Source organism: Actinomadura sp. NPDC048955, from assembly GCF_040649435.1.
GTDB lineage: Bacteria > Actinomycetota > Actinomycetes > Streptosporangiales > Streptosporangiaceae > Spirillospora > Spirillospora luteofluorescens.
The window spans coordinates 1-24,443 of the sequence record NZ_JBEZJI010000090.1 but is presented as its reverse complement, the minus strand read 5'-3'; the positions used below and the strand labels follow the sequence as shown (position 1 = coordinate 24,443).

24 protein-coding genes and 1 pseudogene are annotated in these 24,443 nt (G+C 66.5%); 16 read left to right on the top strand and 9 right to left on the bottom strand.

Annotation, left to right across the window (positions count from 1 at the left end):
* Window positions 1-237: 237 nt before the first annotated feature.
* The 3 genes from AB0C84_RS42640 to AB0C84_RS42630 all read right to left on the bottom strand — a co-directional run bounded on the left by AB0C84_RS42640 (window position 238) and on the right by AB0C84_RS42630 (window position 2,761).
* The gene (locus AB0C84_RS42640; RefSeq protein WP_361077690.1) at window positions 238-1,659 is read right to left on the bottom strand and encodes an MFS transporter; all 1,422 of its coding nucleotides are present in this window, start codon (window positions 1,657-1,659) and stop codon (window positions 238-240) included.
* Window positions 1,660-1,940: 281 nt separating this feature from the next.
* Window positions 1,941-2,297, bottom strand: a complete 357-nt coding sequence (locus tag AB0C84_RS42635) for a metalloregulator ArsR/SmtB family transcription factor (protein ID WP_361077688.1) — start codon at window positions 2,295-2,297, stop codon at window positions 1,941-1,943.
* Entirely contained in the window at window positions 2,294-2,761 is a 468-nt protein-coding gene (locus tag AB0C84_RS42630) for an SRPBCC domain-containing protein (RefSeq protein WP_361077685.1), read from the bottom strand. Before AB0C84_RS42630 ends, AB0C84_RS42635 begins: the two co-directional genes overlap by 4 nt.
* Window positions 2,762-3,249: 488 nt before the next feature.
* Between AB0C84_RS42630 and AB0C84_RS42625 the strand changes: the two genes are divergently transcribed.
* The 3 genes from AB0C84_RS42625 to AB0C84_RS42615 are packed head-to-tail and all read left to right on the top strand — an operon-like array spanning window position 3,250 to window position 5,033.
* Window positions 3,250-4,089 carry an alpha/beta hydrolase gene (locus tag AB0C84_RS42625; RefSeq protein WP_361077683.1) on the top strand — a complete coding sequence of 280 codons (840 nt, stop codon included), beginning with the start codon at window positions 3,250-3,252 and terminating at the stop codon, window positions 4,087-4,089.
* A complete protein-coding gene (locus AB0C84_RS42620; protein WP_361077681.1) occupies window positions 4,086-4,484 on the top strand; it encodes a hypothetical protein in 399 nt (132 codons plus the stop codon). The genes AB0C84_RS42625 and AB0C84_RS42620 overlap by 4 nt, the downstream gene beginning before the upstream one ends.
* A gap of 57 nt (window positions 4,485-4,541) precedes the next feature.
* Entirely contained in the window at window positions 4,542-5,033 is a 492-nt protein-coding gene (locus AB0C84_RS42615; protein ID WP_361077678.1) for a ParA family protein, read from the top strand.
* A gap of 248 nt (window positions 5,034-5,281) precedes the next feature.
* On the opposite strand, the gene AB0C84_RS42610 is transcribed toward AB0C84_RS42615, so the two are convergent.
* Window positions 5,282-5,824 carry a hypothetical protein gene (locus AB0C84_RS42610; RefSeq protein ID WP_361077675.1) on the bottom strand — a complete coding sequence of 181 codons (543 nt, stop codon included), beginning with the start codon at window positions 5,822-5,824 and terminating at the stop codon, window positions 5,282-5,284.
* Between the two features lie 607 nt (window positions 5,825-6,431).
* Entirely contained in the window at window positions 6,432-6,566 is a 135-nt protein-coding gene (locus tag AB0C84_RS42605; protein WP_361077673.1) for a hypothetical protein, read from the bottom strand.
* A gap of 710 nt (window positions 6,567-7,276) precedes the next feature.
* Between AB0C84_RS42605 and AB0C84_RS42600 the strand changes: the two genes are divergently transcribed.
* A complete protein-coding gene (locus tag AB0C84_RS42600; protein WP_361077671.1) occupies window positions 7,277-8,548 on the top strand; it encodes an MFS transporter in 1,272 nt (423 codons plus the stop codon).
* Between the two features lie 88 nt (window positions 8,549-8,636).
* Here the strand turns inward: AB0C84_RS42600 and AB0C84_RS42595 are convergent, their stop codons facing one another.
* Complete coding sequence (locus tag AB0C84_RS42595) at window positions 8,637-8,831, bottom strand: hypothetical protein (protein ID WP_361077668.1); 195 nt, start codon at window positions 8,829-8,831, stop codon at window positions 8,637-8,639.
* A gap of 181 nt (window positions 8,832-9,012) precedes the next feature.
* Between AB0C84_RS42595 and AB0C84_RS42590 the strand changes: the two genes are divergently transcribed.
* The 5 genes from AB0C84_RS42590 to AB0C84_RS42570 all read left to right on the top strand — a co-directional run bounded on the left by AB0C84_RS42590 (window position 9,013) and on the right by AB0C84_RS42570 (window position 13,082).
* A complete protein-coding gene (locus AB0C84_RS42590) occupies window positions 9,013-9,342 on the top strand; it encodes a hypothetical protein (RefSeq protein WP_361077666.1) in 330 nt (109 codons plus the stop codon).
* 160 nt (window positions 9,343-9,502) lie between these two features.
* Window positions 9,503-9,799: a hypothetical protein gene (locus tag AB0C84_RS42585; RefSeq protein ID WP_361077664.1), complete on the top strand. Its 297-nt coding sequence runs from the start codon at window positions 9,503-9,505 to the stop codon at window positions 9,797-9,799.
* A 279-nt stretch (window positions 9,800-10,078) separates the two neighbouring features.
* Entirely contained in the window at window positions 10,079-10,609 is a 531-nt protein-coding gene (locus tag AB0C84_RS42580; RefSeq protein ID WP_361077661.1) for a hypothetical protein, read from the top strand.
* Window positions 10,610-11,294: 685 nt separating this feature from the next.
* On the top strand, window positions 11,295-12,137 hold the full coding sequence (locus AB0C84_RS42575; protein ID WP_361077658.1) for a PhzF family phenazine biosynthesis protein: 843 nt from the start codon (window positions 11,295-11,297) through the stop codon (window positions 12,135-12,137).
* A gap of 318 nt (window positions 12,138-12,455) precedes the next feature.
* Window positions 12,456-13,082: a recombinase family protein gene (locus AB0C84_RS42570; RefSeq protein ID WP_361077655.1), complete on the top strand. Its 627-nt coding sequence runs from the start codon at window positions 12,456-12,458 to the stop codon at window positions 13,080-13,082.
* A gap of 839 nt (window positions 13,083-13,921) precedes the next feature.
* Here AB0C84_RS42570 and AB0C84_RS42565 read toward each other — a convergent pair.
* Window positions 13,922-14,140, bottom strand: coding sequence for a hypothetical protein (locus AB0C84_RS42565; protein ID WP_361077652.1), 219 nt, complete (start codon window positions 14,138-14,140; stop codon window positions 13,922-13,924).
* Window positions 14,141-14,520: 380 nt separating this feature from the next.
* Here AB0C84_RS42565 and AB0C84_RS42560 point away from each other — a divergent pair, with 380 nt between their 5' ends.
* The 7 genes and pseudogenes from AB0C84_RS42560 to AB0C84_RS42530 all read left to right on the top strand — a co-directional run bounded on the left by AB0C84_RS42560 (window position 14,521) and on the right by AB0C84_RS42530 (window position 22,776).
* Entirely contained in the window at window positions 14,521-14,868 is a 348-nt protein-coding gene (locus AB0C84_RS42560) for a hypothetical protein (RefSeq protein WP_361077649.1), read from the top strand.
* Between the two features lie 664 nt (window positions 14,869-15,532).
* Window positions 15,533-15,736, top strand: a complete 204-nt coding sequence (locus AB0C84_RS42555) for a hypothetical protein (RefSeq protein WP_361077646.1) — start codon at window positions 15,533-15,535, stop codon at window positions 15,734-15,736.
* A gap of 940 nt (window positions 15,737-16,676) precedes the next feature.
* Window positions 16,677-16,991: pseudogene (locus AB0C84_RS42550) on the top strand (DDE-type integrase/transposase/recombinase); the annotation flags it as partial.
* A 651-nt stretch (window positions 16,992-17,642) separates the two neighbouring features.
* Complete coding sequence (locus AB0C84_RS42545) at window positions 17,643-18,623, top strand: aminoglycoside phosphotransferase family protein (protein ID WP_361077643.1); 981 nt, start codon at window positions 17,643-17,645, stop codon at window positions 18,621-18,623.
* 1,591 nt (window positions 18,624-20,214) lie between these two features.
* Window positions 20,215-21,471 (top strand): MFS transporter, encoded by a 1,257-nt coding sequence (locus tag AB0C84_RS42540; protein ID WP_361077641.1) that lies wholly within the window; start codon window positions 20,215-20,217, stop codon window positions 21,469-21,471.
* Between the two features lie 12 nt (window positions 21,472-21,483).
* Window positions 21,484-21,732 carry an ATP-binding protein gene (locus AB0C84_RS42535; RefSeq protein ID WP_361077693.1) on the top strand — a complete coding sequence of 83 codons (249 nt, stop codon included), beginning with the start codon at window positions 21,484-21,486 and terminating at the stop codon, window positions 21,730-21,732.
* 216 nt (window positions 21,733-21,948) lie between these two features.
* Window positions 21,949-22,776, top strand: a complete 828-nt coding sequence (locus AB0C84_RS42530) for a methyltransferase domain-containing protein (RefSeq protein ID WP_361077638.1) — start codon at window positions 21,949-21,951, stop codon at window positions 22,774-22,776.
* Between the two features lie 464 nt (window positions 22,777-23,240).
* On the opposite strand, the gene AB0C84_RS42525 is transcribed toward AB0C84_RS42530, so the two are convergent.
* Both AB0C84_RS42525 and AB0C84_RS42520 read right to left on the bottom strand, forming a co-directional pair.
* Window positions 23,241-23,384: a hypothetical protein gene (locus AB0C84_RS42525; protein WP_361077635.1), complete on the bottom strand. Its 144-nt coding sequence runs from the start codon at window positions 23,382-23,384 to the stop codon at window positions 23,241-23,243.
* Window positions 23,385-23,440: 56 nt separating this feature from the next.
* Window positions 23,441-24,031: a TetR/AcrR family transcriptional regulator gene (locus AB0C84_RS42520; protein WP_361077632.1), complete on the bottom strand. Its 591-nt coding sequence runs from the start codon at window positions 24,029-24,031 to the stop codon at window positions 23,441-23,443.
* Window positions 24,032-24,443 lie beyond the last annotated feature (412 nt).

Genomic DNA, 24,443 nt, shown 5'->3' with positions numbered 1-24,443 from the left:
CACCCTCGGCAGCAGCGACTCAACCCGCTCCCACAGGCCGTCACACGCGACCCACGGGGGTTACTCGCCCTTACACACCCGCCCACACCACACCCCGACATCACGCCATGTCGCATCACATGCGCATATATTGTTATGACCTCTTAAGGCGGGTTGATACAACGCTCCACTGCCCGACTGATCGCCGTCATCAAGGCGAGTTTCACCCGGCACTCTCCACCAACTGAAACGAAGAGCTCAGTAGCCTTGGACCTCGGCAGCGGCCGGTGGTGTCGAGGTGGCTGCGCTATGGTCTGGGCGAGGCCGAAGACCGATCCATACGAGTGCGGCGCTGGCCAGGGTGAAGAGCACGTTCACAGTCAGGGCCAGGTGGATGCCATTCAGTTCAGAGACCCGGGTAGCGGCAATGGCGCTCATGATCGGGATGCCGATGGTGATGGCGACATTCTGGGTCATGGTGGTGAGGCCGGTGGCCAGGCCCTGTTCCCCGTTCGGCAGGCCCGAGGTGCCGATAACGGTGTAGGCGACGATGGACGTCACATGTCCGAAGAAGCTGATGAGCAGCGCCGGAACCAGGACGGCGAGTCCGATACGACCGGAGCCGAGGAAGATCAGCGGGATCGTGGCGAGGGTCTGCACAGCAAGGCCCAAGGGAAGTACCGTGCGATAACCGCGGCGTCCGATAAGACGGCCAGCGACCGGTCCGGCGAGGACCGCCGCCAGGCCAGGAACGCCGAAGACCAGGCCAGTGGCGAGCGGGCCGAGGCCCAGGACGTTTTGCAGGTACAGCGTCATCATAAAGATCATGGAGGTCTCCATGCTGAACACGACGAGCCCGGCGTAGTTACCCCATCTGACGGTGGGGCGGCGGAGGATTCGGACGGGCGCGAGCGCTGCGGGGGAGCGCAGTTCGATCAGCCAGAACGCCATCAGTAGTAGGGCGCCTGCGGCGCCCGCGAAGATGTCCTTCTCGATGACCGCATAGACGGCGGCCAGCAGGCCGCCGGTCACGGTGACCGCTCCGGGCACATCAAGCCGGACCCGGCCCGGCACCCGGCTCTCGCTGATCAGGAACGGGGTGAGCGCGAGGATCGCCACGGCGACCGGCACATTGATGAGGAACGCCGAACGCCAACTCAACAGACTCACCAGGGTGCCGCCCACAAGCGCGCCGATGGTGAAGCCGCCGGACAGCAGCGCGCCGTTGAACCCTAGAACGCGGTCACGTGTGGCGCCCTCCCGAAAGGTAGTGGTGAGAAGGGATAGTGAGGCCGGAATGGTCAGGGCGGTGGACAGGCCTTGCAGCGCCCGGCCCGTAAGGAGCATCGCGGGGTTGGTCGCGAGGCCGCCAAGCAGAGAGGCGGCGGTCAGCAAGACCGTGCCCGCCAGGAATAGCCGGCGACGGCCAAAGAGGTCGCCCAGCCGTCCGCATAGGAGGGTAAAGCCCGCTGCGGGCAGGGCGTAGGCGGAGGCGATCCAAGGCAGAGCCGCACGGCTCAGCCCTACACCATCGCCCACCTTCGGTAGCGCGACGTTCAGGATGGAGAAGTCGACAGACAACATGAAACCGGCGCCGAGCAAGACGAGGAGGATCAGCCGTTGCCGCCCGGTGAAACGGGTCGGCTTGCCAGTCGGGGGCCGGGCGTTGTCAGTAGTCATGAAAGGTTTCCTTCGGAAGATCCTCGGAGTAGGCGGTGTCAGAGTCCATGTCGGCACGTTGTCGAACCCGTCTGGCGCAAGCAGCCCGGCCGGTCGGGGAGTCTCCCCGGAGCCGTCTCCGTGGGCCGGGCAGCACGGCTCGCGCCGCTTGGCTCGGTCTTGTGGCAGGCTCACAGTGCACTCCGCAGTGCGCGGGTATACCCATGAGCCGTTCAGACCAGTGCCTTTGAGGCGGCATCTAATGTGGTCGGAGGACCTGGCACAGGTCGAGCAGAATGGGGCTAGCGATCTTCCTCTACGGCCGCCTCGGCGACACGTTTGATCATCGCGAGCCGTCCGTCCCAACCTGCGGCGACCGCAGCCATCCGCCGCGCAGTCGCGTCCAGCGCGGCGGGCCGCACCGTGTATCGGACCTCCCGTCCGATACGGCTACTGGTGACAAGTCCGGCGGCGTCCAGGACGGCGACGTGCTTAACAATCGCCTGTCGCGAGATGGGCAGCCCTTCGGCGAGCGTTGTCGCAGTGGCCCCGCCCTTCGCGGCGAGCAGGTCGAGAAGGGCGCGTCGCGTCGGATCGGCCAGGGCGCCGCAGATGTCGCCGATCTCCTCGACGGGGCCAAGACGTTGCCTGGTGTTCATCCTGCCTGTTCGGCGCGGTTCATGACAGCCTGGAACACCTGAGGCCACCCGTCAGTGTTGAATCGGAAGGCCTCCTCACGCAGCGCCTCCGATCCAGTTAGCGCCGCGAAGCCGCTCTCGGCGACGTGTAGCCGCGTCTTGCCGTCTTCGACGCTCAATGTGAATTCCACCAGAGTGCTGTTGTCCTCGCGCAGTTCCTCACCGGGAAACGCACTGGACCAGCGGTAAGCCACATAGGTGGTCGGCTCGACCTTCTCCACACGCACGGCGACCTCGCCGAGATTGGGGTTCTTCGCCCTCATCGACTCGCCCTCGCTGGCCACCCTGCCGTTCAGGCGCCCGTCATCGCCCTTCCAGATGCTCGCTTCCTCTGAGACCCAGAACCCGGGTTCGGTCACCAGGGACCAAACCCGCTCCAACGATGCGGCGATCAGCGTGTCGCGCTCAATACGGTCATCACTCATCGGCAAGTCTCCCTAGGCTGAGGGTTGCAACCTAATGGTTGCACGTCATCCCTTGTTGCGCAACCCCAGGGTTGCGCAACGAGGGGCGCTTCTGGTCGGCATGCTGTAGTGGGACTGCCGCACCGGAACGGGAGAGGGTGATGCGGTCCGACGTTGCACATGCGAAGCTTCATGTGCAACTCTCTGGTTGCATTTACAAGTGCCGCGAAGGAAACCTTCCGGCACTGGCAACGCACTCGCCGAAGGCGCGTGCGATCAGGCCGCCCCAGCCACCTGGCACGACACCTTGCCCCCAGGTATCGCTGCCACCCCGCGACCGGAGAACACACGTGAGTACCAACCCCGCGTCCCCTGACCAAATCGGCCCTCCACCTCCGTTCGACTCCGAGTTGGCGGAGGTGCTCGCCATCATCGCCGAGGCGATCCCCCCGTCGATCACACCGGACATGATCCCGGCAATTCGTTCGGGTCCCCCTGGACTAGGACCCATGTCAAACGACGAGCTGCGCCGCGGTGGCGCATACGAGGTTTTCGAGCGGACTGTGCCCGGACCGCCCGGCGACCCTGATATCACCTTGCTCATCTGCCGCCCGGCCCACGCCGCGACACCGACGCCGGCCATATACCACACCCACGGGGGCGGGATGATCCTCGGCGATCGGCGCACCGCCATGCCTGACATGCTCGATCTCGCCGCCCCGGTAGGTGCCGCGGTCATTTCCGTGGAGTATCGGCTCGCACCCGAGCATCCCCATCCCGCTCCAGTCGAAGACTGCTACGCCGGTCTGCTCTGGGTCGCGAGGAACACGACCGAGTTGAACATCGACTCCGACCGCGTCATCATCGCCGGCGCAAGCAGCGGAGGCGGCCTCGCGGCGGCGACGGCTCTCCTCGCACGCGACCGCGGCGGGCCCGCCCTGGCAGGCCAGATGCTGGCGGCCCCAATGCTCGACGACCGCAACGACACCCCCTCAGCCGTCCAGATGGCGGGCCGCGGTATGTGGGACCGCACATCAAACCAGACCGGCTGGACAGCATTGCTCGGCGACGAACGCGGAAGACCCGATGTCCCCCCGTACGCCGCACCCGCCCGGGCGACCGACCTGTCCGGCCTGCCGCCAGCGTTCATCTACGGGGGATCCGCCGAAACCTTCCGCGACGAAAACATCGCCTACGCCTCAGCCATCTGGAGCGCCGGCGGCCAAGCAGAACTCCACGTCTGGTCCGGCGGATTTCACGGCTTCGACCTCATGGCACCCCAGGCGGCACTTTCCCAGGCGGCCAAAGCTGCTCGTACCTCGTGGATCCGCCGCATCATGAACCCATGAACAACGCTTTCGCGGCGACCCCCAACGTGGTCCAACGACCTTACGGCTCACAAGACATGCCCTGGTTGACCACCTGGGGTGACGTGATCGGCGCCCTGCATACCCTTGGCTCGGATCACTTCGTCTGCTTTGGCGGAGGCCCAGGCTCTCCCGATGAGCCCTGCCTTGTCGATGACAGGGAGCTCGGCGCCGAGGAGGACATTCCCGGCGAGGCTGCTGCACGCGGTTGGCAGACGGTGCTTGGAAAGGACGAGATCCAAGGCATCATCGACAACCTCTTCCAGCAGGTCAACGTCCGGGACACGGATCTGATTCTGCACGCTGTGGCGTACTACGTCGACCACGATGCCTACTGGACCAGGAGTGAGGGTCCCGTCCGCCGGCGAGGGGACTGATCGATGCCGACCTGGGCGGCGCCAAGCCCAAGTACGCACCCGACGAGTTCGACGGACTTGGTTCCAGGGCCGAAGGGACGCCCGGAATCCGGGGGCCCCTTCGACTTCATCCCCAGCCCGTCGCGGGATCTGCGCAAGATCCTGCCCCAACTCGCCGAGGGCTACGACGTCGTGGTGATCGACTCTCCGCCCATCGAGGATCACCAGGGCATCGCGATCTCAGCGCTTCGCGTCGCCGTCGTCCCGGTCATGCCGACCACAAGCGAGGTCGACCGGATGGCGCCCAAGCTGGCCGTCATCGCCGACATCGAGCCGCTTCGGGCCGAGCCGCTGACCGTGTGCGTGCTGCTGAACCGCACGGTCGCCAACGCCGCCAGCACGGGCCAGGCCGTCGACGCGCTGACCGCCCAGGGCTACCACCTGCTGAAGACCCAGGTCCCCCGGGTGGAGCTGTACGCCCAGGCGCATGGCGCGCCCGTCACGGCCGCAGGGACCGCCTACGCCGACGCGGCCACCGAACTCCTCGAGGTGTCTGGGGAGGCCCGGTGAGCCCCAAGCACCAGCGCGGCAACATTGTCGTGGCCGCCACCCGCCGCCTCGCGCCGAAGACACCCCACCAGGACACCGGAACACGGGAACCCCGTAGACACGTACTACAGATCACCCCGGTCAAGCAGCGGTACGTGTTCAAGAGGCTGCGGGGGAGAGGTTCCTCCCCCGCAGCCAGGTGCATGTGAGGTGGTGAGAGCGGAACGTGGTCGGTTCCGCCCTGGGAAGCAGTCCGGAGACCGCACCCCTTAGGACAGCCCGGCCGCGCCGAGCGCGGTCACGCCGAGCGTCATGCTGGTGATCGCAAGCCTTTGGCAGAAGAACTTGATGCCCACCAACTTGCCCTTGATCTGAATGTCGGATTCGCGCACCTCGTCGAACGTGAGGGGCGCCTTGTCCTTGTCGCTCTTGCCCGGGGGGGTGTACTGGTGCTTGCCCCGCAAGAACGCGATGAGCTGGCCAGGGCCCAAAGCGGCGTAGACGATGAAGGTCGCCATGGCGTTCGGGCGAGACGGCCAGGCCACTTTGATCAGCAGGACCAGGACGGCGATCGCGAAGAACACTCCGGCCGTCTGGCCGAAGACCTGCGCGAGCCTTCCGGCCTTGTCGAACGTGGTGAAGCCAGCGACGGCTCCACCCAGCGCCAGCGCCATGAACATGCTGGACTTGTTGTCGATACGCGTCAGCTCGGTCAAGAGCATGGTGCGCTCGGTGTCGATCTGGTCGGGCATCGACAACTGACCGGCGTTGACCTGGGTGGATGGCCGGGCCGCGATCGATTTCCCCGCCACGCGCAGTCGCCGCGGATTCCGAGCACCTCCGCCATGACCCGCTGCAAGGGGCCGGTAGGTGGGCCTCTGGGGCCGGCGGACGTTCGAGCGGGGAGCTGGAGTGGAGGTGTACATGATCGCGTTTCCCCTTTTTGATTTGTAGTGACTCGATTACCTCTACTCTAGAGGAAGCGCACAACCTTGCGCGTCGGCGACGCCGCGTAGAACTGAGCCGCGACCAGTGGGTAGCGTGGTATCTCCGGGGGTGAGGAACGTCTCTGCAGCTACCGTAGCCCTGGCCGGGGCCTCCGCCAGGGCGCGGCCGAAAGACCAACCCGCGTTCGTTAAGCGTGCCGCATAAATCGCCGACGCCGCCCGCACCTGCCCACACTTGCTGCACCGCGTCGACACTTTAGTTTGCGCGAATTAGACTTGACGGCCAAGTGGTGGCGCTCCCGCCATTACGTCTTTCGGTGACCCGCCCCCAAAGATGAACGCGGCCCGAATTCGTTTTTTTGCGCCTCGGTCGGCTTTAGCCTGGGTAATCTGTCGCAGTCGCTCAGGCCGATCGACTATTCTTCCGCTTTTGGTTACCCAACTTGCTTGGCGAGGTTGGCCAGGAGCCGTTTCAGATGTGCCCAGACGCCTTCGACCGGGTTGAGTTCAGGGCGTAGGGCGGCAGGTAGAAGACGGTGAGCCAGTCCCGGACGGCCAGGTAGCAGCGCATCCGGGCCAAACGGTGGGTGTTGGGGTTGTCCCACACGACGACGATCGGTCCGCCGAATTGCTGGTGGGAACGTCCAGTAAGCGGCGGTAGTCGCCTTCGTCGAACCCTCGTCTTCTCGGCCGCGGTAAGCATTGGTTCAGTCGATCAGTCGGGGACGCTGGCGGGGCTTCACGGCCACGAGTGCGGTCAGCGGGACCCGGTGGGTGCCACGAGCGGTGACGCGCACTAGCGGATCTACATTGTAAAGGACCAGGCTTGGTCAAACGCCGAGATGACAAAACCAGCAACACCGAGAGACAAATCAGCGTCCGGCCTCCGATGCTTGCACCCCCTCAGGTGCCGCTCCCTCTTGCTGTTCGGTCACCTCCCGCTTCCGGAGCGTGTCTCAACGCGCACCCCAGCTGGTGACATACTCCCCGACCGCGCGCAGGCTCAGCCGCCCTCATCGATGGTCTCGGCCTTTGGGAAGGATCGGAAGGGGCCTGTCCGTCCCGGACCCGCACCGTGATCAGTTCGGTCCTTGTAACCCGCACGGATTTGGTGACCAGTTTGGTCGTGACCCAGCCGAGTCGCGTGCTCATCGACAGGCTCTGTGCCTCCCGGACAGGCGGGTTGCCAAAGACCAACAGTCATGGACGGTCAGGAGTGAAGGCCCCTCATCGCCCAGGAGGAATCATGCGGAACCGAGACATGTGAGTTCGCGTCCACGCTGAAGGACGCCCGCCTCCGGCGGGCGTCCTTCAGCAATGGGTGAGGAAGCGGCGGGATTCGCCTGGAAGGCGGCCTTCGGCGTGACTTTTCGTACAGTGCTCGCGGTCCGGGAGTTCCGGGCCCTCTGGGCTGCGGAACTCCTGTCTCAGGTAGGCGATCAGGTCGCCAGAGTCGCCCTTGCCGTGCTGGTGTACCGGCGGACTTCCTCGGCGCTACTTGCCGGCCTGACCTTCGCTCTGACCTTCTTGCCGTCGCTGGTGGGCGGTGTGGTGCTGGGCGGGCTCGCCGATCGTTATCCGCGGCGCGAGGTCATCGTGGTTGTCGATCTGCTGCGTGCGGCACTGGTGGGCTTGATGGCGATACCGGGCGTGCCGTTGACGGGCTTGTGCGTGCTGCTCGTCCTCGTCACCTTGCTCGGCGGTCCGTTCAAGGCTGCCCAATTGGCACTCCTTGCGGATGTGCTGATCGGGGATTATTACGTCACCGCCCTGGCGCTGCGGCAGATGACCATTCAGTCGGCGCAGGTCGCGGGCTTTCTGGCAGGAGGGGTGCTCGCGCAGTGGGTCAGCCCGTCCGGGGGATTGGCCATCAACGCCGTTAGCTTCGCCTGCGCGGCGGCGCTGGTACGCCTTGGCGTGCGCCGTCAGCCGGTCTCTGCGTCCCGCGCTGGAGTTGTCCGAGGTGTGGTCCCGGTGAGCGGTGTCGCAATGGTTTGGCGCGACACGGGGTTGCGGTCACTGACCGCGCTGTGCTGGCTGGCAGGTTTCCACATCATTCCGGAGGCGACTGCGGCGCCGTATGCCGACGCCCTTGGCGATGACACCGCCTTCAGCGTTGGCGTCCTCATGGCGAGCGATCCGGTCGGTAGCGTAGCCGGAGCACTGCTCCTGAGCCGTTTTTTTTCGGAGGCGGAACGGAGCAAAAACCTTGCGGCGTGCGCGCTTTTGGCAGGCCTTCCATTGCTCGGATGCGCGTTCGGCCCGCCCTTGCCGCTGTCAGCCCTGCTCTTCGCGACGTCCGGCGCTCTCGCAACCGGATACCAAATCCAGCTCAACGCCGCGTTCGTGAACCTTCTGCACCCCGACGCCAAGGCGCGGGGACTCGGCGTCTTGGCCTCCGGCCTGATCACCGTCCAGGGCCTCGGCGCACTGGGCGGTGGTGTCCTATCAGATCTGGTCGGCCCCGAACGGGCGATTGCACTGGCAGGTATCTCTGCGACCCTGCTAGGAGTTCGCCCGGCGGCCAACTGGATCCGCGTGTCAAGAAAGTCGGCGCTTGAACAGCGATCGTCCGGCCAACGACATTAAAACCTGGAGTGTCCTCACACCGCAGTCTCCGAGTACCGACATTCGGGAAGCACCGGAGAGCGAGGCCGACCATGCCCTCACCAGACGATCACACGCCATCGTCGACGTAGTCCTGAGCCAGAAGGGTGGCGTGGGCAAGTCCACGATCACCGTCAACCTGGCCGCCGTCATCGGCGAGAACAGCCGTCCCAACGGACCGGACGACGACGCGCCCGTCGTCGTCGCCCGGCATCGACCCCCAAGGCTCGATGGAGAAGTGGGCCGACGCCGTCGCCGAGGACATCCTGCCCTTCGACTACTGTCCACCAAGGGCGACAACACCCTGATCCCTCAACTCAAGCGCGACCCCACTGTCCCGGGTTCACGGACGTCGCCCCCGAAGCCGAACGCTCCCGCGTCCCCTCGACCACGGCGCCGCCGCCGACGCGCTGGGCGCCGTCCTGGACGTCGCCGACCGGGCCATCGTGCCCATCAACCCCGAATGGCTGTCCTTCGACCCGACCGAGTACACCATCGAGCGCGTCCTGCGGCCGCGCGGCATCCCGTTCCTGGTGGTGATCAACCGGTGGGACCCCCGCGACGGCGAGGACGACCTGAAGAAGGTCGAAAACTGGATCGACGAACGCGGCTACCCCCGGCCGCCCAAGCCGATCCGCAAATACAAGATTCACACCAACGCCGCCGAGAAGGGCCTCATGTTCACGCAGTACGCCTCCAGCGGCACCGCGCTGCGCACCCGCGAAGACTTCTACAAGCTCGCGATCGCCGTCGACGGCCTGAAGGTCCGGGGCTGACGGGCCGCAGCCGTGAAGTCGGGGCCGCCGCCCGCGCTCGCCAGGAGTTGCTCGTGGTGTCCCCCGAAAGCGGGCCCCCTACGAGGCGTTCAGCGACAGCCCGAACCTCGTCGACACCGAACGCCAGGACCTGGCCGCGTGCGAGAAGGCCATCCACGGGTTGCGCCTGGCGTTCTGGGCCGCCGGCAAGGCACTGCAGACGATCCGGGACGCCCGCCTGTACGGCACGACACACGCCACGTTCGAGGAGTACGTCGAACAGCGCTGGCAGATGGGCCGCGCACACGCTTACCGGCTGATCCAGGCATGGCCGCTGGCCGAGGCTTTGTCTCCAATTGGAGACACGACGCTCAACGAGGCCCAGGTCCGGGCGCTGCTACCCCTGGCCGCGCAGCACGGTCAGGATGCCGCCGTCGTCGGGTACGGCACCGTCGCCGAGGTGGACGGACTCCCCTGACCACTACCGTTCTGGCCGACGTCGTCCAGCGGATCTGTGACAAGTTCGACAGCTGCCAGGGCCAGGCCAGCGGAAGCCCGCGCCGTCGTCGCTGAGCTGCGCGCTCCTGGACGAAGTCGAAGGCCGCCGCTGCTGGCGAAGGCGATGAGGAACCGCCAGCGTCATAAGCGGGAGTTTCGTGAAGCCGCAACACATGCGCCCGTCTTAGGCAACTGATCGGTGCTGCTCAGTAAGGGTGCGGGGTGTTGGTCCCGGAGGGCGAGGGTTCATGCTGGAGGGGTGAGTGAGTTGGAGGATGACCTTCGGGCCAAGCTGGCTGAGGCGAGCCTTGCGGTCGAAGAGGCGATCGATGCGCTGGGCGCGTATCGGCGGGTGCTGAACGCCGCCGGACGTCGCCCGGTGCCCGCCACGGCGGATGCGCTGGGCAAGTTCGTTCAGGGCGCCGGGTTGCTGGCCAGTACGGTAGCCGACGATCTGACTCGGCTCTACGCCGACGACGGCCTATCCGGCGACGACCTGCTGAACCAGGCCGAGAACGTCGTACTCGAACTCGACCCCGCCGAGCCCGGCACCGTGGCCCCGTCCGGGTCCACCCCTAGCCCCGCCGACGACGAGCGGGTGCAGGCAGCAGCGGCGGTCATGCTGGCCCGGCTGTGGTCGGCAGGCCGGCTGCTGGGCCCCGTCCCCTACCAGGCGTGGCCCTCGGCTGACCTTGCCCGGCTGCTCCTGCCCACCCTCCAACAACACGTCAACTCCCTGTCGATCGAAGACGAGCTCGACCGCCTCCGCGGCGACACCCACCGGCGGTAAGCCCGGGAGCTGTGGGTTATCGCGGAGCTGGAAGGTGCGGGCTGGCTGGCCGAGCAGATCGGGGTGTGAGAGCCCGATGTGTTGCGGTCGATGGTCAGACGCTGGCCGAGGCGCTCGTGTCGCCGAGGCAAACACGGTCTGCGGGGCCGGTTAGTGGATCCGTTGGGCCGAGCGGGTCAACCGGCGTGACGGCTCGGGTCCGGAACTGGGACACCCGCGCCGACCGTCGGCTGGCGATCCCCAAGCTGCGGTCGGGTCCCACTTCCCCGAGTGGCTGCTGGATCGGGCGTTGCCGCGCCGATCCAGCAGCCACTCGTCTCGGGTGGTGGCCACCAGCTATCTGCTGTCCCGCTACCGGCAACGGCTGCGGTACGGTGCCGCTACCTGTCCTCTCGGCGGTGGCCAGCCTCACTGTCGGTATGTAGCGGGCAGCGGCTTTCGGCTGACACCACGGAAACCTGCCTCCGGACGGGCGGGGGCCACGATCGTCCGCCTCGCCGGGCGCCGTGCTGATGGAGCACCCAAGTATTGCGCCAAGCCCGCCGCACGTGGCGTCGCCCGCTCGAGCACTCCACAGATCCCAATTGGCCCTGTTCAGGCCGAGCCGGCATCGGCTGGAATGAAGACGCAACCGACGCGTGGGACGCCTAGTGCCCGCGCAGCATCTCAGAAGGGAGCCGTAACGATGCCCCACGCGCGCTCGTTCGCGCAAGTCGATGTGTTCTCCACCCAACCGTTGTGCGGCAATCCGGTCGCGGTCGTCCTGGACGGGGCGGGCCTGACCGACGGGGAGATGCAGCGGTTGGCGCGCTGGACGAATCTGTCCGAGACCACGTTCGTACTTTCGCCCACTACACCGGAAGCGGACTATCGGCTGCGCATCTTCACCCCGCATGAAGAGCTGCCGTTCGCCGGACACCCTACCCTCGGTTCCGCTCGCGCCTGGCTAGACAACGGCGGCATACCACGGCAGGCCGAGCACATCGTGCAGGAGTGCGCCGCGGGCCTCATCAACGTGCGCCGAACCGAGAACAGCCTGGCCTTCGCCGCGCCCCCACTGATCCGAACCGGCACGCTTGACGATGAGTATCTGGCCCGGCTAACCGCCGCGCTCGGGGTGAAGCCCGACCGTATCCTCGCTCATCAGTGGGTCGACAACGGGCCTGGATGGGCGGTTCTCCAGTTGCCCACGGCCGAGGAGGTTCTCGGCCTCGAACCCGACCTGTCTCTCATCCCGGATGAGATGATCGGCGCGATCGGAGCCTACCCCGATGGATCCGATCACCATTTCGAGATGCGCAGCTTCGCCCCTCGCTGCGGCGTGGCCGAAGACCCCGTGTGCGGAAGCATGAATGCCTCCGTTGGGCAGTGGCTCACCGCCACCGGCGGCGCGCCGTCGACCTACCGCGTCTCCCAGGGCGCGCGTCTTGGACGGGCCGGTTCCATCGAGATCATCGCCGACACCGACGGAACGGTCTGGGTCAGTGGCGCCGCCACCATCTACATCCGAGGAGCCGTCACTCTGTGACCTGCCCGTCGTTCACCTCAGGCGGGTTGGTCGCACACCCCACATCCGCCGCCTGTCGACAGCCGGTCTTGGACCACGGGACCGAAAACTACAGAACGATCTCGACCTTCGGGAGTGCGAGTTACGGAATTCCGAGTTATGACGCCTTATACCAGTCGTTACGAAAGGTTGTGGGGTCTGCATCGACAGGGTTGGGCCCGCGACTGCAGGGAGCCTTTTTAGCGTGATGTGTCTCGCGGAGTTTCAGGGTGGGGGTGGCTTTGGCGATGCGGCCGACGCGGTGGGGGCAGCCTCCGCAGGATTCCCCACGGGGCGGGAATGAGCGAACGGATCGGGTACGGCTGCGTGTCCACACGGGACCAGAGCTCCGACTCCCAGCGCGACGCGCTGGAGGCCGCGGGCTGTACCAAGGTGTTCATCGATGAGGGGTCGGGGAAGCTGGATCGGCGCCCGGAGCTGGAGAAGGCGCTGGAGTATGTTCACGCGGGCGACACCTTAGTCATCACCTGTCTGTCACGGGCCGCGCGCAGCGTGCAAAACCTACTGAAGTTGACCGACGCCCTGCGCAAGCGTGGGATCGAACTTCAAGTGCTCACGCAGGGCATTGACACCGGGAGCCCGACCGGCCTCCTGATGTTCCGCCTCTACGGCAGGCTCGATGAGTTCCAGCGCGAACTGATCGTGGAGGACACCCGCGAGGGCCTTGCCGCCGCGCGGGCCCGCGGCCGCAAGGACGGCCGCCCCACCGCGTTGAGCAACCTTCAGATCGACCAGGCCCGCAAGATGTACGACGAACGCGGAGCCAACGGCGAACGCGCCTACACCCTCCAGCAGATCGCCGACACCCTCGACGTCACCCGCGCCACCGTCTTCTGGCACCTGAACCCCGCGCCCGACAGGTCCGATGGGTCCGGTGGGTTCCGCCAGCAAGGAGAGAACGCATGAACACGCCACCATCGCCCCGCGAACTCGGCATCGACCCGGCCGCCATCACCCGGTTGGACGGCCGCGAGCAGTGAGACCCGACCCCGCGGATCGTGTGGCCCCGTATGACGTGGGTACCGCCCCAGACGGCACGGCGGTACTTCTCGTTGAGGAACGCCTCCCCCGACCGGTCGCTGAGCTGAGCGTGACCAGGCGGTTGAGGTTTGTCTCTTCTGGCCCCGGCACCGGCGGCGGTCGCGGCGCCCCTGACCTTGTCCGGAGGGCCCCGACGCCCCTGGCGGCACCTCCAAAGCGGCCCGGCCGATCAGCTCGGCCCGGTCCAGCCCGTCATCTCCTCGAAAGTCCGGTTCACCGCCCGGATCACCGGATCCGGCGACAACACCACCCCCCCGGTAGGCGAGGCCTCGGACACCAACCCGAAATCAATCTCCGCCCCCACCAGGGCAAAGCGTGCAGCCGACTCCCGAGACGGCCTGGCGGGTCTCCTGCTGGGGGTCTTGCTCCACTGGCGCGCTCGCGGGCTCCTGAATGGCGACCGTGGCGGAGCCCGGGCTAGATGATCGCCAGCCAGGACGCCGTAGGTTCATTCGGGTCGATCGGCAGGCGCAGGTACGGCGTGTCCGGGGCCGCCGTTTCGGCGTGGTCGTCGTCTGGGTGGGGTGCTCTTCGACGCTGCGGACAGGAGCGGCGGCCTCCTGGGTTGTGGTCGTAGTGGTGATTATGGTCGCCGGCGCCCACGCCCGCCGTGGGGCGCGGTCTGGAACCGTTGTTGCGATGCTTTTCCTACGGGCTCCATTCGTTGGATCGTATGGTGGCCGCCAGCATCAGCGCGACCGGCCCTACGGGGACGCGCGCTCGATCAGGTCGGCGACCTCGCGCTGCCCGGCCCGCAGCCCGTTGGCGCGGCCGCGCTCGGCGAGGTAGTCCCCGATCCCGGCGCGGCCTGGCGCCGGGATCGGGACGGTGCGCACCTGGTCGCGCTTGCCGTGCAGGCGGGCGGTTCCGGTCCGCGCGGTCACCGCGACGTCTTCCACCCGCAGCCGGGCGCACTCCTGCACCCGGGCGCCGGAGTACTTTTGACAATTGATGGCAGGTAGGTCTTGGCGCTATCTGGCAGGGCGAGGAGAGTCGCTAAGGTGACGCCGAGATCGATAGCGCTGCCTTGGCGCGCGAGCTTGGGACCATCGCGCTGCAGCCGCGGAGCGTGACCGGCCGGTTGAGGTAACGCCCCGGTCGTGTGTACGCCGCCGACTCATCCCGCTGTGCCTGGACCGAAACCCGTTGTCGGTACGGGCTCCAGTGCAGAGCCAGGTACAGGTAAGCGTGTAGAGGTGATCGGCTTGCGGCCAAGGTCACGGTCAGGACGGTAGAAACTGACGCTCGTACGCATCGGCGCGTGCGTCACGCAATCCAGACACTCACACTCAGGGAGCTCGACATGCGAGTTACCAAGAAGTACCAGCCCCTTCAGGAGCAGGGCCGCCCCGTCATCATCTTCGGTGGGCGCGCCGACGTGCGTGTCGTTGCCGAGGACCGCACGGACGTGGCTGTCGACCTCGGCAGTCCCTTCTGGGGGTTCGGTATGCCCCGTAATTGCGTTGGCGACTATGACGAGATGATCCTGGTGGCCTGCGGCTGGTGGAGTGCTCTCCTCCACTGGGGTAAGACGATCACCGTGCGCGTCCCGCATGGCACCGAGGTCGAGGTGCGCATCGCCCGTCGTATCTTCACTGAAGGTCCTCTGGAGCCGGCTGTCATCGTCGACCAGGGGACCCTGGTCGAGTAGGCCCTTGGAAGGGCCTCTTGAAGCAACTCCGGCGTGCTGGACGTCTGCAAGCAGGCGGCTGGAAATGTCGAGGCCTACGACCGTCGGGGCCCAGAATTTCTGATAGTCCGCTTCGAGTCCGAGCGGTCAATCTACCTACAGATGACGGTGGATTCGCCGTCACCTGCTACAACCAGGGCGCTGGTATCAGCCAGGCCCTCACTCGGAGGGCCTGGCACCAGCCAGGCCCTCACTCGGAGGGCCTGGCACCAGCCAGGCCCTCCCCTTCTTGTTCGCTTTAAGGCAGGGGCGGACGGGAGTGCCCAGGCAGCCGCCGACCACTTTGAGCTGAGTACATAGCAGGGTGTTCCGGCGCATGATGCAGTTGAGCCCGACGAACAGGCCAGCTCTCCTGACGACAGCGATCAGGGCTCCGGCCCCCCGCAATCGCCGTCCGCAGCCGTCGTTGCCAATCCCGTGCCATCCCCCGGGCAGGCGCCGCCGGCATCTCGTCTACCGTCGTGGTGACCAAGGAGCACCGGCGGTTCATCGAGTTCGCCGCCGCCGTCCAGCGGTCCCGCTACATCGGCCTGTGCTTCGGGCCGCCAAGCGTCGGCAAGACGCTGTCGGCCCGTTGCTACGCGGCATGGGAGGTGACGGCCCCTACCTGGACAAGTTCCGGTTGGTGGACTACGGCGAAGCACCCCGCCAATGCCTCCAGGCCCGCACGATCGTGTACACACCCAGAGTCCACAACACCCCGCGGATCCTGGACAAGGAGGTCGGGTTCCTGCGCGACCGACTCAGCTGGACGATCGAAAGCACACTGCATCCCGACCGCGACGTCACCGACTTACCCACCCCTGCGGCCGCCACGCCGAACTCTTGATCGTCGATGAGGCCGACCGGCTCAAGACCCCGGCGCTGGAACAACTCCGCGACCGCCCTGCGGGTCACCCGGTTTCGTAGCGGGTTGACTCCGCCGACCAGCCGTTACCGTTGATCGACAGCGATGACAGCCTCAACAGATCCCCGTTTCGGTGACTCGCAGCAGCCACCGAAACAGGATCCTTGCCGCTTACCGAATGTGTCTGAGCGTGGTCGAACAGTCACACTGAGAGCAGTTTGGGTAAAGCGCGGGAGGCGTTCCTGGTGGCCATGAGTGGCCTCTCCGGGACCGGCCTCGGAGAGCCCGCATGCCTGCGGGGGCGACACGTTGCTGCTAGCCCGCATGCCTGGCGGCCCGCCAGGCCCCTGTGCATGCGCGAATGGATCACCATCGGACGGTCTTTTGTGCCAGCGAGAGTCGCTGGAGCAATCCCAAGAGAAGAAGAGGTAGAGACAATGGTCCACGTCATGCCCCCCACGGACCCCCGCACGCTCCCGCCGGCCCCGAAGGGGCCGCAGCCGCCGATGCGGCTGGCGGAGTAGCCAGCAGAACACGCATGATCGCGTGATCTGATCACAGGCCGCCCCGTACCCCATGTGGTACGGGGCGGCTCTTTGCCCGGTACGACCGCCCGACGTGGCGTCCTTCTCCCTAACGTGGCTACGGAACCGAGCGGCCCACGCCTCCGCTCGCTTCACTCCCGCACCGACCGCCACAGCATCGAAGCGGGATCTCACGGCGCCAAGCGGACCAGGCCGCGGCGGGGCGGTGCTGAGCGAGATCTGGCGGCAGTTGCTCGACTACACCGACACCCGCCGCCGCTACCAAGCGCGTCCATCGGCGCGAAGCGGACCGGTGCTGGTACTGGCTCGGCGCCGTCTCCGACTCCGGGCACGGCAAGCTCAAAGCCGTTCCGGCCGCCAGCGCGAACTGGGAAGGCGATCTGGTCATGGGAACCCGCCCCTCAGCCATTGCCACGCTCGTCGAACGCACCAGCCGCCTGGTCCGCCTCGTCGCGCTCCCCGACGGCATCAAAGCCCACCAAGTCCGGCCGCATCTCACCCGCGCCGCTCTGCGGATCGACCCCCACCTGCGGCGAACGCTGACATGGGACCGCGGCCACGAGATGGCCGAACACGCCCGCTTGACCGCCGACACCGCCATGCCCGTCTACTTCTGCAAACGTCGCAGCCCCTGGCAGTCACGGCACCGGCGGCCGCAAGGCTGTCGCGCACTCGCATCGCCGCGGCGTTAGGCGGGCCGGTCGCCAACCGGCGTCGTGGAGCTAGCAGCACGTGGCATCCCTCTCGACGCCGGGATTCCATCGTCGTCCCCGTCACGGGGGCGGATCGTCGTCTGCGGTGAGGTTCCGCGGGTCGGTCGACCTGGTCATCGACGCCCTGTCCGGTGGCGGCATCCCCGGAACCGCGCAGATGCTGCCCCCTGCACTAACCTCCCGGCCAAGGAGCCGCGCGGCGCCACAGCGAGGGGGCCGCGCGGCCGCCAGGAGGACGACGCCACGCGGGCCGGGTTCCAGCGCGTGCCCGGGCTGGAATGGTGATCAGCTTTTGAGCTCACAACGCTGCCAGGTGGACGGCGCGCCGTCAGCGCACCTGGCCCGGCTCGACCCGGGCGCTGAGCTCGTCCGGATAAAGGCAGCGGCGAGGCCGACAGCAATCCCGAGCCAGCGTGAACCCGGACGACGAGGAACCATAGGTGATTAGCAATGCAACGCCCGAAACCTTTGCAGTTTGGTACTGATACGGCTGCGCCCTGCGAAGTTCAGCCCAATCTGTTGGCGGGCAGGTTGGCCTGCCCCGGCTCGACAGCTCGACCGGAACGGACAGGTCCGGGGCGAAGTCGCGGTTGCCAACGACATTGAGTTCCCGACGGTTTACTACAGCCGGTGTTCAGGCCGGCACCCGAGCTCGCGCTCGGCAAAAAACTAGAGTTGGGAGTGGAGATGCCCGGCAGAACACATTGGGATGCTGTTCTCGACCGATTGCAGACGACTGCGCTCGTCGAGGTCGGCAGGCGGCTCCAGGTGGACGTGAGCGAGGCCTCCTTGGTGCATCTGCAGAGCAACCTGGTCGTTGCGCTCCCGGCCGCACGGCTCGTGGTCAGGGTCGCCGGTGCCGGGAGCTTGGACGCCGTCTCGTCCTCGGTGGAGGTGACGCGGTGGCTGCGCTCGTGCGGGTTTCCGTGCGTAGAACCGGTCGGCTCTCCCTTCCTGTGGGAGGACAAAGTGCTGTCAGCATGGAAACTCCTGGACCTGGACGCAGACCGTCCACCGTCCGGGAGTGAACTGGGCCAAGTCTTGCGCCAGTTGCACGACCAGGCCCCGCCGCCGTTCGAGTTGCGGCGGCTGACCGACCCGCTCAGCGATGCCGCCGCTGCGGTGAACAGCCCGACCGGCATGGCTGAGGGCGACCGGCGGTGGCTGAGCGGTCGCATCGGGCAGATGCGGAGGCACTGGGAGGAGCTGGCTCCGGCGCAAACACGTGGCCTGATCCACGGTGACGCCCACCCAGGGAATCTGTTCCGCCTCCAGTGGGGGGGCGGGCTTGTTCTGGGCGACTGGGATGGCGTGTCCCTCGGGCCCCGGGAATGGGACCTCGTCCAGATCCACTACTTCGCGCGGCGGTTCAAACGGTACGACGAGAGCGACCTGGAGCAGTTCACCCAGTCCTACGCCTGGGACGTTCGCGACTGGGAAGGCTTTGAGCACCTGATGCTGCTCCGCGAGATCTACAGCCTGTCCAGCTACATCTGGAGGGCGGCCACAGAGCCATGGGCCCGGGACGAAGTCGCCCACCGAGTCCAGACTCTCCGTGAGGGAGACGCCACGGCAGCGTGGAACTCTCCTCAGCGACAGCCCTGGCGGTAATCCGCAGGGGGCACCGCACCCGACCGCACGCGGCAGCAGCTCGCGCCCGTAACCAACGAGGATTATGAGGGCGCGCCCACTGCTGGTCACCGCGCCGTGGCCAGGTGCCTGACATGACGCTCGGCTGGGTCCTGCCCAGCCGAGCGTTTTGTTTGCCGGACCGCGGCTGGCCAGGGGTGAATCGGCAACGTGTCATGACCTGCCAGTTGGCGTTTCGGTCATAGGTGCCGAGGCAGAAATGGGCGTGGGGTGGCAACTCGAGGCGTGAGCCGTGCGTACGGACAGTGCCGGGGCGGGCTGTCCATCCCGGAGATCGAGCAGGAGGGGGTTTGTGCTCATGGGATCCAAGCGGGCGCCGCGATTGAGGTTTCTCTCTTCTGGCCGGCACCGGCGGCGGTCGCGGCGAAACCCCGCGCGCATCTTCAGGCGATGGGTTCGGGGACTTGGCTAAGGGCCATGAGCCCGCCGGGTTGGGAGTGGGGGTGGGGGACTCGTGCCGAGGCCGCATCCCCCAGACCCCCACGGAAGAACCAGGTCTCCACACCCTCCAACCGCCGTGCCACAAGGACCGGATGTCGAAAAGGTTATGCGTGGGGGAGGCGAAGGGTGTTTTGGGTGCTGGGGGTGTGGTCGGTGATGTGGAGGGTGCCGTGGTGGGCGTGGGTGCGGGCGATCTTGGAGGCAACGTGCGTCGGGACGCGGTAGAAGCGGTCGAAGATCGCTCGGCGTTGGGGTGGGGATGCCGGGGCCGTCGTCGGCGATCTGCAGGATCACGGTGCCGGTGCCGGTGTGGGTATCGGTTGTGATGGTGACGGTGAAGTCGATGTTGGTGCGGGCGTGGCGTTTGGCGTTGCTGAGCAGGTTTGTTCAGTAGCCGGGTCAGGTGTAGCGGTGATCCGTTGACGGTGGCGCGGGGCCGCCTTCGGCGGCGGCGTGGTTGCAGAGCCCGCGCTGCTGGGTATGGTGGCCGGGATCATCTTGATCCGGGCGCGGCTGCGCAGCGGGGCGGGCGGCGAGTCGAAGTGAGCCACACCAGCAGCAGACACCTGAAAGCCACACCCGCTCCTTCCGGGGGGATCCGAACCCTACGAGCTCGGATGTCTCAACGGTAGGGACACCTGATGTCTGGATACCACGGGCGACATCACCAGGTGACACGCCCCGGTGATGTCGCCCGACGCATGTCCGGCGGCATCAAGGCGGTGTCGCGTCCAGCCGTCTCGGAGGCCCGAGACTCCGGGATCACGGGCTCGCCGGATCCCAGGGTCTCCGGACCGGCCGTGAGGGGTGAGCGTCGGCCAGGCACTCGTTGGTGCCCTGCACGATCAGCTCGCGAATGAACTAGGCCTGCGCGGCGAAGACGTGGAAGACCAGGCGGCCGTCCGGGGTAATGGTGTCGATCGCCTCGTGCAGCGACCGGAACCCGTTGCCGCCCTGCGCAGCGCGGTCACGATCGTGATGAGGTCCTGCAGGCTGCCGGGGCGGTAACAAGCCGCGACCTGGAATCCCGCTGTCACTGTCGGAACAACACTTCTGGGGCGGCGGTTGACCACGGGCAAGTGGGAGTGGGCAGCGCGCGGAGGGATCCACCTTGCGGCACTACGTGGCGGTGTGGCGGATGCCAGGAGCGCCCCTGCTGCTGGTGGCTGGCGTGCTCGCTCGCCTAGGTATGGGCGTGACGCCTCTCGCCCTGTTGCTTCTGGTCGAGGAGGTCACCGGGCGATACACCTCCGCTGGCATCGCTGCCGGTGGCTACGCGCTTTCGGGTGCGCTCGTCAGCCCGATCGTCGGGCGTCTCGCCGATAGGCTCGGATCCGCACCCATTCTGCTCGCGTGCGCTGTTGCCCACCCGATCGGCCTGGCCACGCTCCTGCTCGGGGCCGGTGGTGGCGAGATGCCGCTAATCTGGGCAGCGGCGATGTTCGCCGGAGCGACCTATCCGCCGCTGACTGCGGCGATCCGCAGTGCATGGATCGGCCTCACCGAGGCCGACACCGGTCGGCATCACCTGCGCAACGCCACGCTGGCCGTGGAAACCTCATTGTTCGAGCTGGTGTTCGTGGCCGGCCCGCTCCTGGTCGCAGTCTTGGTACTGATCGCCTCGCCGGCTGTCGCCGTCGCCGGGTCGGCGGTGGCCACCCTGGTCGGGACGCTGGTTCTTACGCGCGGTTCCGCAGTTCGCGGCCAGCGTCCGGCATTGCCGGACGCGAGGACCCGAGGGCTGGGCCCGCTGCTGATGCCCGGCTTTGCCGTGGTGCTGGTCTGTGTGGGTAGCCTCGGCATGGCGTTCGGCGCGGTCAGCGTCACCGTGCCGGCGTTTGCGACCCAGCACGCGGGTGCCGGCGCCGATGGGCTGGCGGGTGTCCTGCTCGCGGTATGGGGACTGGGTTCGGGACTGGGTGGCTTCGGATACGGCATGGTGCGGCCGAGGGCGTCGCTTCCACAGCAGTTCAGGTGGCTCCTCGGCTCGGTCTCGCTGAGCACGGCGCTCCTGGCGGTCGTGTCGGGCCCGCTAACACTCGGCGTCGCGCTCGCGATCGGCGGCGTCACCATCGCCCCCACATTGACCATCTATACGGCTATCGTCGGCCGTATCGTGCCGGTTGGCATGCGCAACGAGGCCGGCACATGGCTGGTGACCGTTCCGGTCGCCGCCAACGCGGCCGGCGGTGCGATCGCCGGCATCATCGTCGACCAGCCCGGCGGCATACCGTGGTCATTTCTGTTCGCGGCCGCGGTCGTCGGCACGGCCACCGTTGTCGCCGCTTGGCCCGCCGGACCGATCACCCGCGCCGATGCAGCCGTGACCGCCCACGCCCTCACCACGGCAAGGGACACGAACGGTTGATCCCGCTCGGACCTGACGATCATCGACGACATCGGGCTCCTGCCTGTCTCCAGGGACGCTGCGGAAGGCTTCCATTGCCCCGCCTACGGACGCCGTGCCCTGGCCGTCAACTCCAACCTCACCCCTCGGGCTTCGAGGAGAGCATGCCCAGGACCCCTGGCCACCGCCACGAACGACCGGCTCATGCACCACGCCCACATCGGCGTCACCCGGGGTGACAGCTTCCGGATCACCTTAGCCGCCTCCGGGCGGCAGGGGTGAAGCCCTTCATTTGACCCAGTCCACCATCCACAAATGGGCGATATCTGGCAGCCGTTAGGGACCGCTAACCGGCCACGAGCGCTCCACCTATTTGGCCGTCAGCGGGGACGAACTGCTGGCCGTTGACACTGACCCAAAACGAAGGGGTCGTCCTGGCCTGCGGCCGCTCAGACGTGGCAGCGGATGACGGCGCCGATCGTCTGCGATGCTGTTCGCATGAGCGCCGGAACTTTTAACAGCCCCTTCGCGAATGCTAAAAGCGCGTCCGCAGACCTGCGGCGCCTCGCTGCCGACTACCTCGATGGAGCCTCCCTGCACCCGGAGATGCAGCGGGTCCGAACGGCGGCCTTCGAGGTCTTCGCTCCCACCCAAGGCGAACGGCTGCTCGACGCCGGATGCGGTGCTGGTGAGGTCGCCCGGCAGCTCGCCACTCGCGTGGGGGTGCACGGGTCGGTCACTGCCATGGACCTGTCCGAAGACGCGATCCTTGTCGCGCGGTCTCGGGACGATGGCGGTCCGGTCACGTACACGATGGGCGATGTTACCGCCCTAGACTTTTCCGAAGGTCACTTCGACGGGGTTCGTTGCGAACGAGTGCTACAGCACCTGCAAGATCCTGATAGTGCGGTGAGGGAACTGGTCAGGGTGACTCGTGAGGGAGGCCGCGTGTGCGTAATAGACACGGACTGGGCCTCTTGTGTGGGGGATGGGTTCGAGCACCTAGCCGAACTTGTCGACCACATGTTCGCCGTTCGGCGTCTCTCCGATCGTGATCGGTCGGCTGGCCGGACCGCCCGAGCGCGTATGATTCGGACGGGTCTACGGGACGTCACCGTGCTCCCCGTGACGCTTCGCTTCACTTCCCCCGTGGACGCGGGTGTGATAGTCCCCTTCTTCAATCGCGATATGATGAAGATGTTCGTGTCGAAACAATTGCTCGATCGCTTCTTTGTCTCGGTGGACCGGTCGGCCGAGCGTGGAGACTTCCTGTTCGCCTTCACGATGTGGATCACCCAGGGCCGCGTTCGCCTGCACACTACCTAAGTCCTGGCTCGTCTGCACCGGTCGGTGTTCCGTCGGAACGCGCAGACCTCATGCCGGTCGGCGAGAGAAATTGAGCTTTGGCGCCCACCGACGGCATGGCGCGGGGAGTAACTCTCGTCGACGGTGTGCGCGTCCCTCGCCGGTTCGGCCTATGGGTGAGTTGTCGAAAATCAACCCGAGTGAGCCCAAAAACCATGACCTCTTTCATCTGGGGGCTTGCTCCAGTGACTTTTGCTGGCAAAAAGACCGTCCGATGGTCATCGGGTTGCGCACGCGATAGACCTTGCGGGCCGGGGCGGTGTGCGGGCCGATCTGGGGCACATCGAGGGCCACCAAGGCGGCGGTTGCTGAAACAGCCTTCAGGGATGGGCGGGTCGCTGATCGGGGTATCTGAGACCTTCTCCTGCCAGCGTGATGGCAGGCGCTCGACGATGCGAGTGCGGCTGTCGCACTTCAACCGTCCGTTAGCGGCCCCGTGCGGCTTTCTCCTCGGACGAGGCAGGGAAGATCAGGTGGCGACCGTCCTTGGGGAAGTGCGCGAATAGCAAACACGGCCAACGTCGCTTCTTTTCTTCGGTCTTGTCGGTCACGGCATCGCGTTCGACCATGGTCGGGCCGCTATCCGCGTGAGCAATCACCAATCAAGACGCGGTCTTAGGGGCCGTCATGGCGCGAGCAGTCGGTCCATCATCGTGTGCAGGTGCACGCGGAAACTCTCAACAGCTTCCGGGGCGTTGGGAGTGTCCGATCCGGCAGGGCGGCACTTCTCTGTGCCCGAACCCAGGTAGCCAAGAATGGTCCAGATCAAGGTTCCGACGACGTAGTAGGGGTCGACGTCGGGGCGAGCCGGTTCGGTCATCATGTTGACGGCGACCCGCAACATGGGACACAGGTAAAGTTCTTCCAGCTCGGTGATGTCCGCGGCGTCCGAGAGCCAGCGCTGCACCCACAGTGTGCGATTCTCCCGGTGCGCCAGATAGAAATCCAGGTAGCCGTCGACCATCTGGTGGACCGCCGCTCGTCCCCGCGTGCCGCGCTCGGCCAACGACTCGAGCATGGCTTGCTCCATCTCGTACGCCTGGCGCATGACGTCCAAGTACAGTGCGCGCTTGTCGCCCGCGATTCGACTGAGGGTGGACGCGTCAGTCCCGGCGGCTTCAGCGATCATGTGCAGTGATGCGCCGTCATAGCCAAGCTCGCCGAATATCCTGGCCGCGACATCCGTAATCTGCCGGTGAGTTATAGAATCTTTCATCCTGCTAATATAGGTAACCGAGCCCTCAAGTGAAACGCCTCCCAGGTAAGGAAGAAGCCAAGGGTTGGCCAGGGGCCACTCCGCCTGACTGAGCCGGCGCCTCCCGTCGCATATTGACCAAGTTTCCCGGCCAGGGGGTTAATGGGTCATGGCGGTTTAGTGGACGGGGTCGCCTGCGGGTGGGGCGGCGGCCGGTGGAGAAGTGGCGGCAGGCCCGGTGCCAGGGCGGGCCGGAGGCGTTGAGTCCAAGGGTCCGCATCGGCGGGCGCGGCTGGACGGTGCGGCGTTCGCGCGGTTGGAGGCTGCCTGAGGGGGTGCCACGTGGGACTCCCACGTGGCACCCCCACAACTGAAGATCACACCACCTAACACAAATCACAAAAAATTAGATATCTTATTGCGTAGTTTTGTT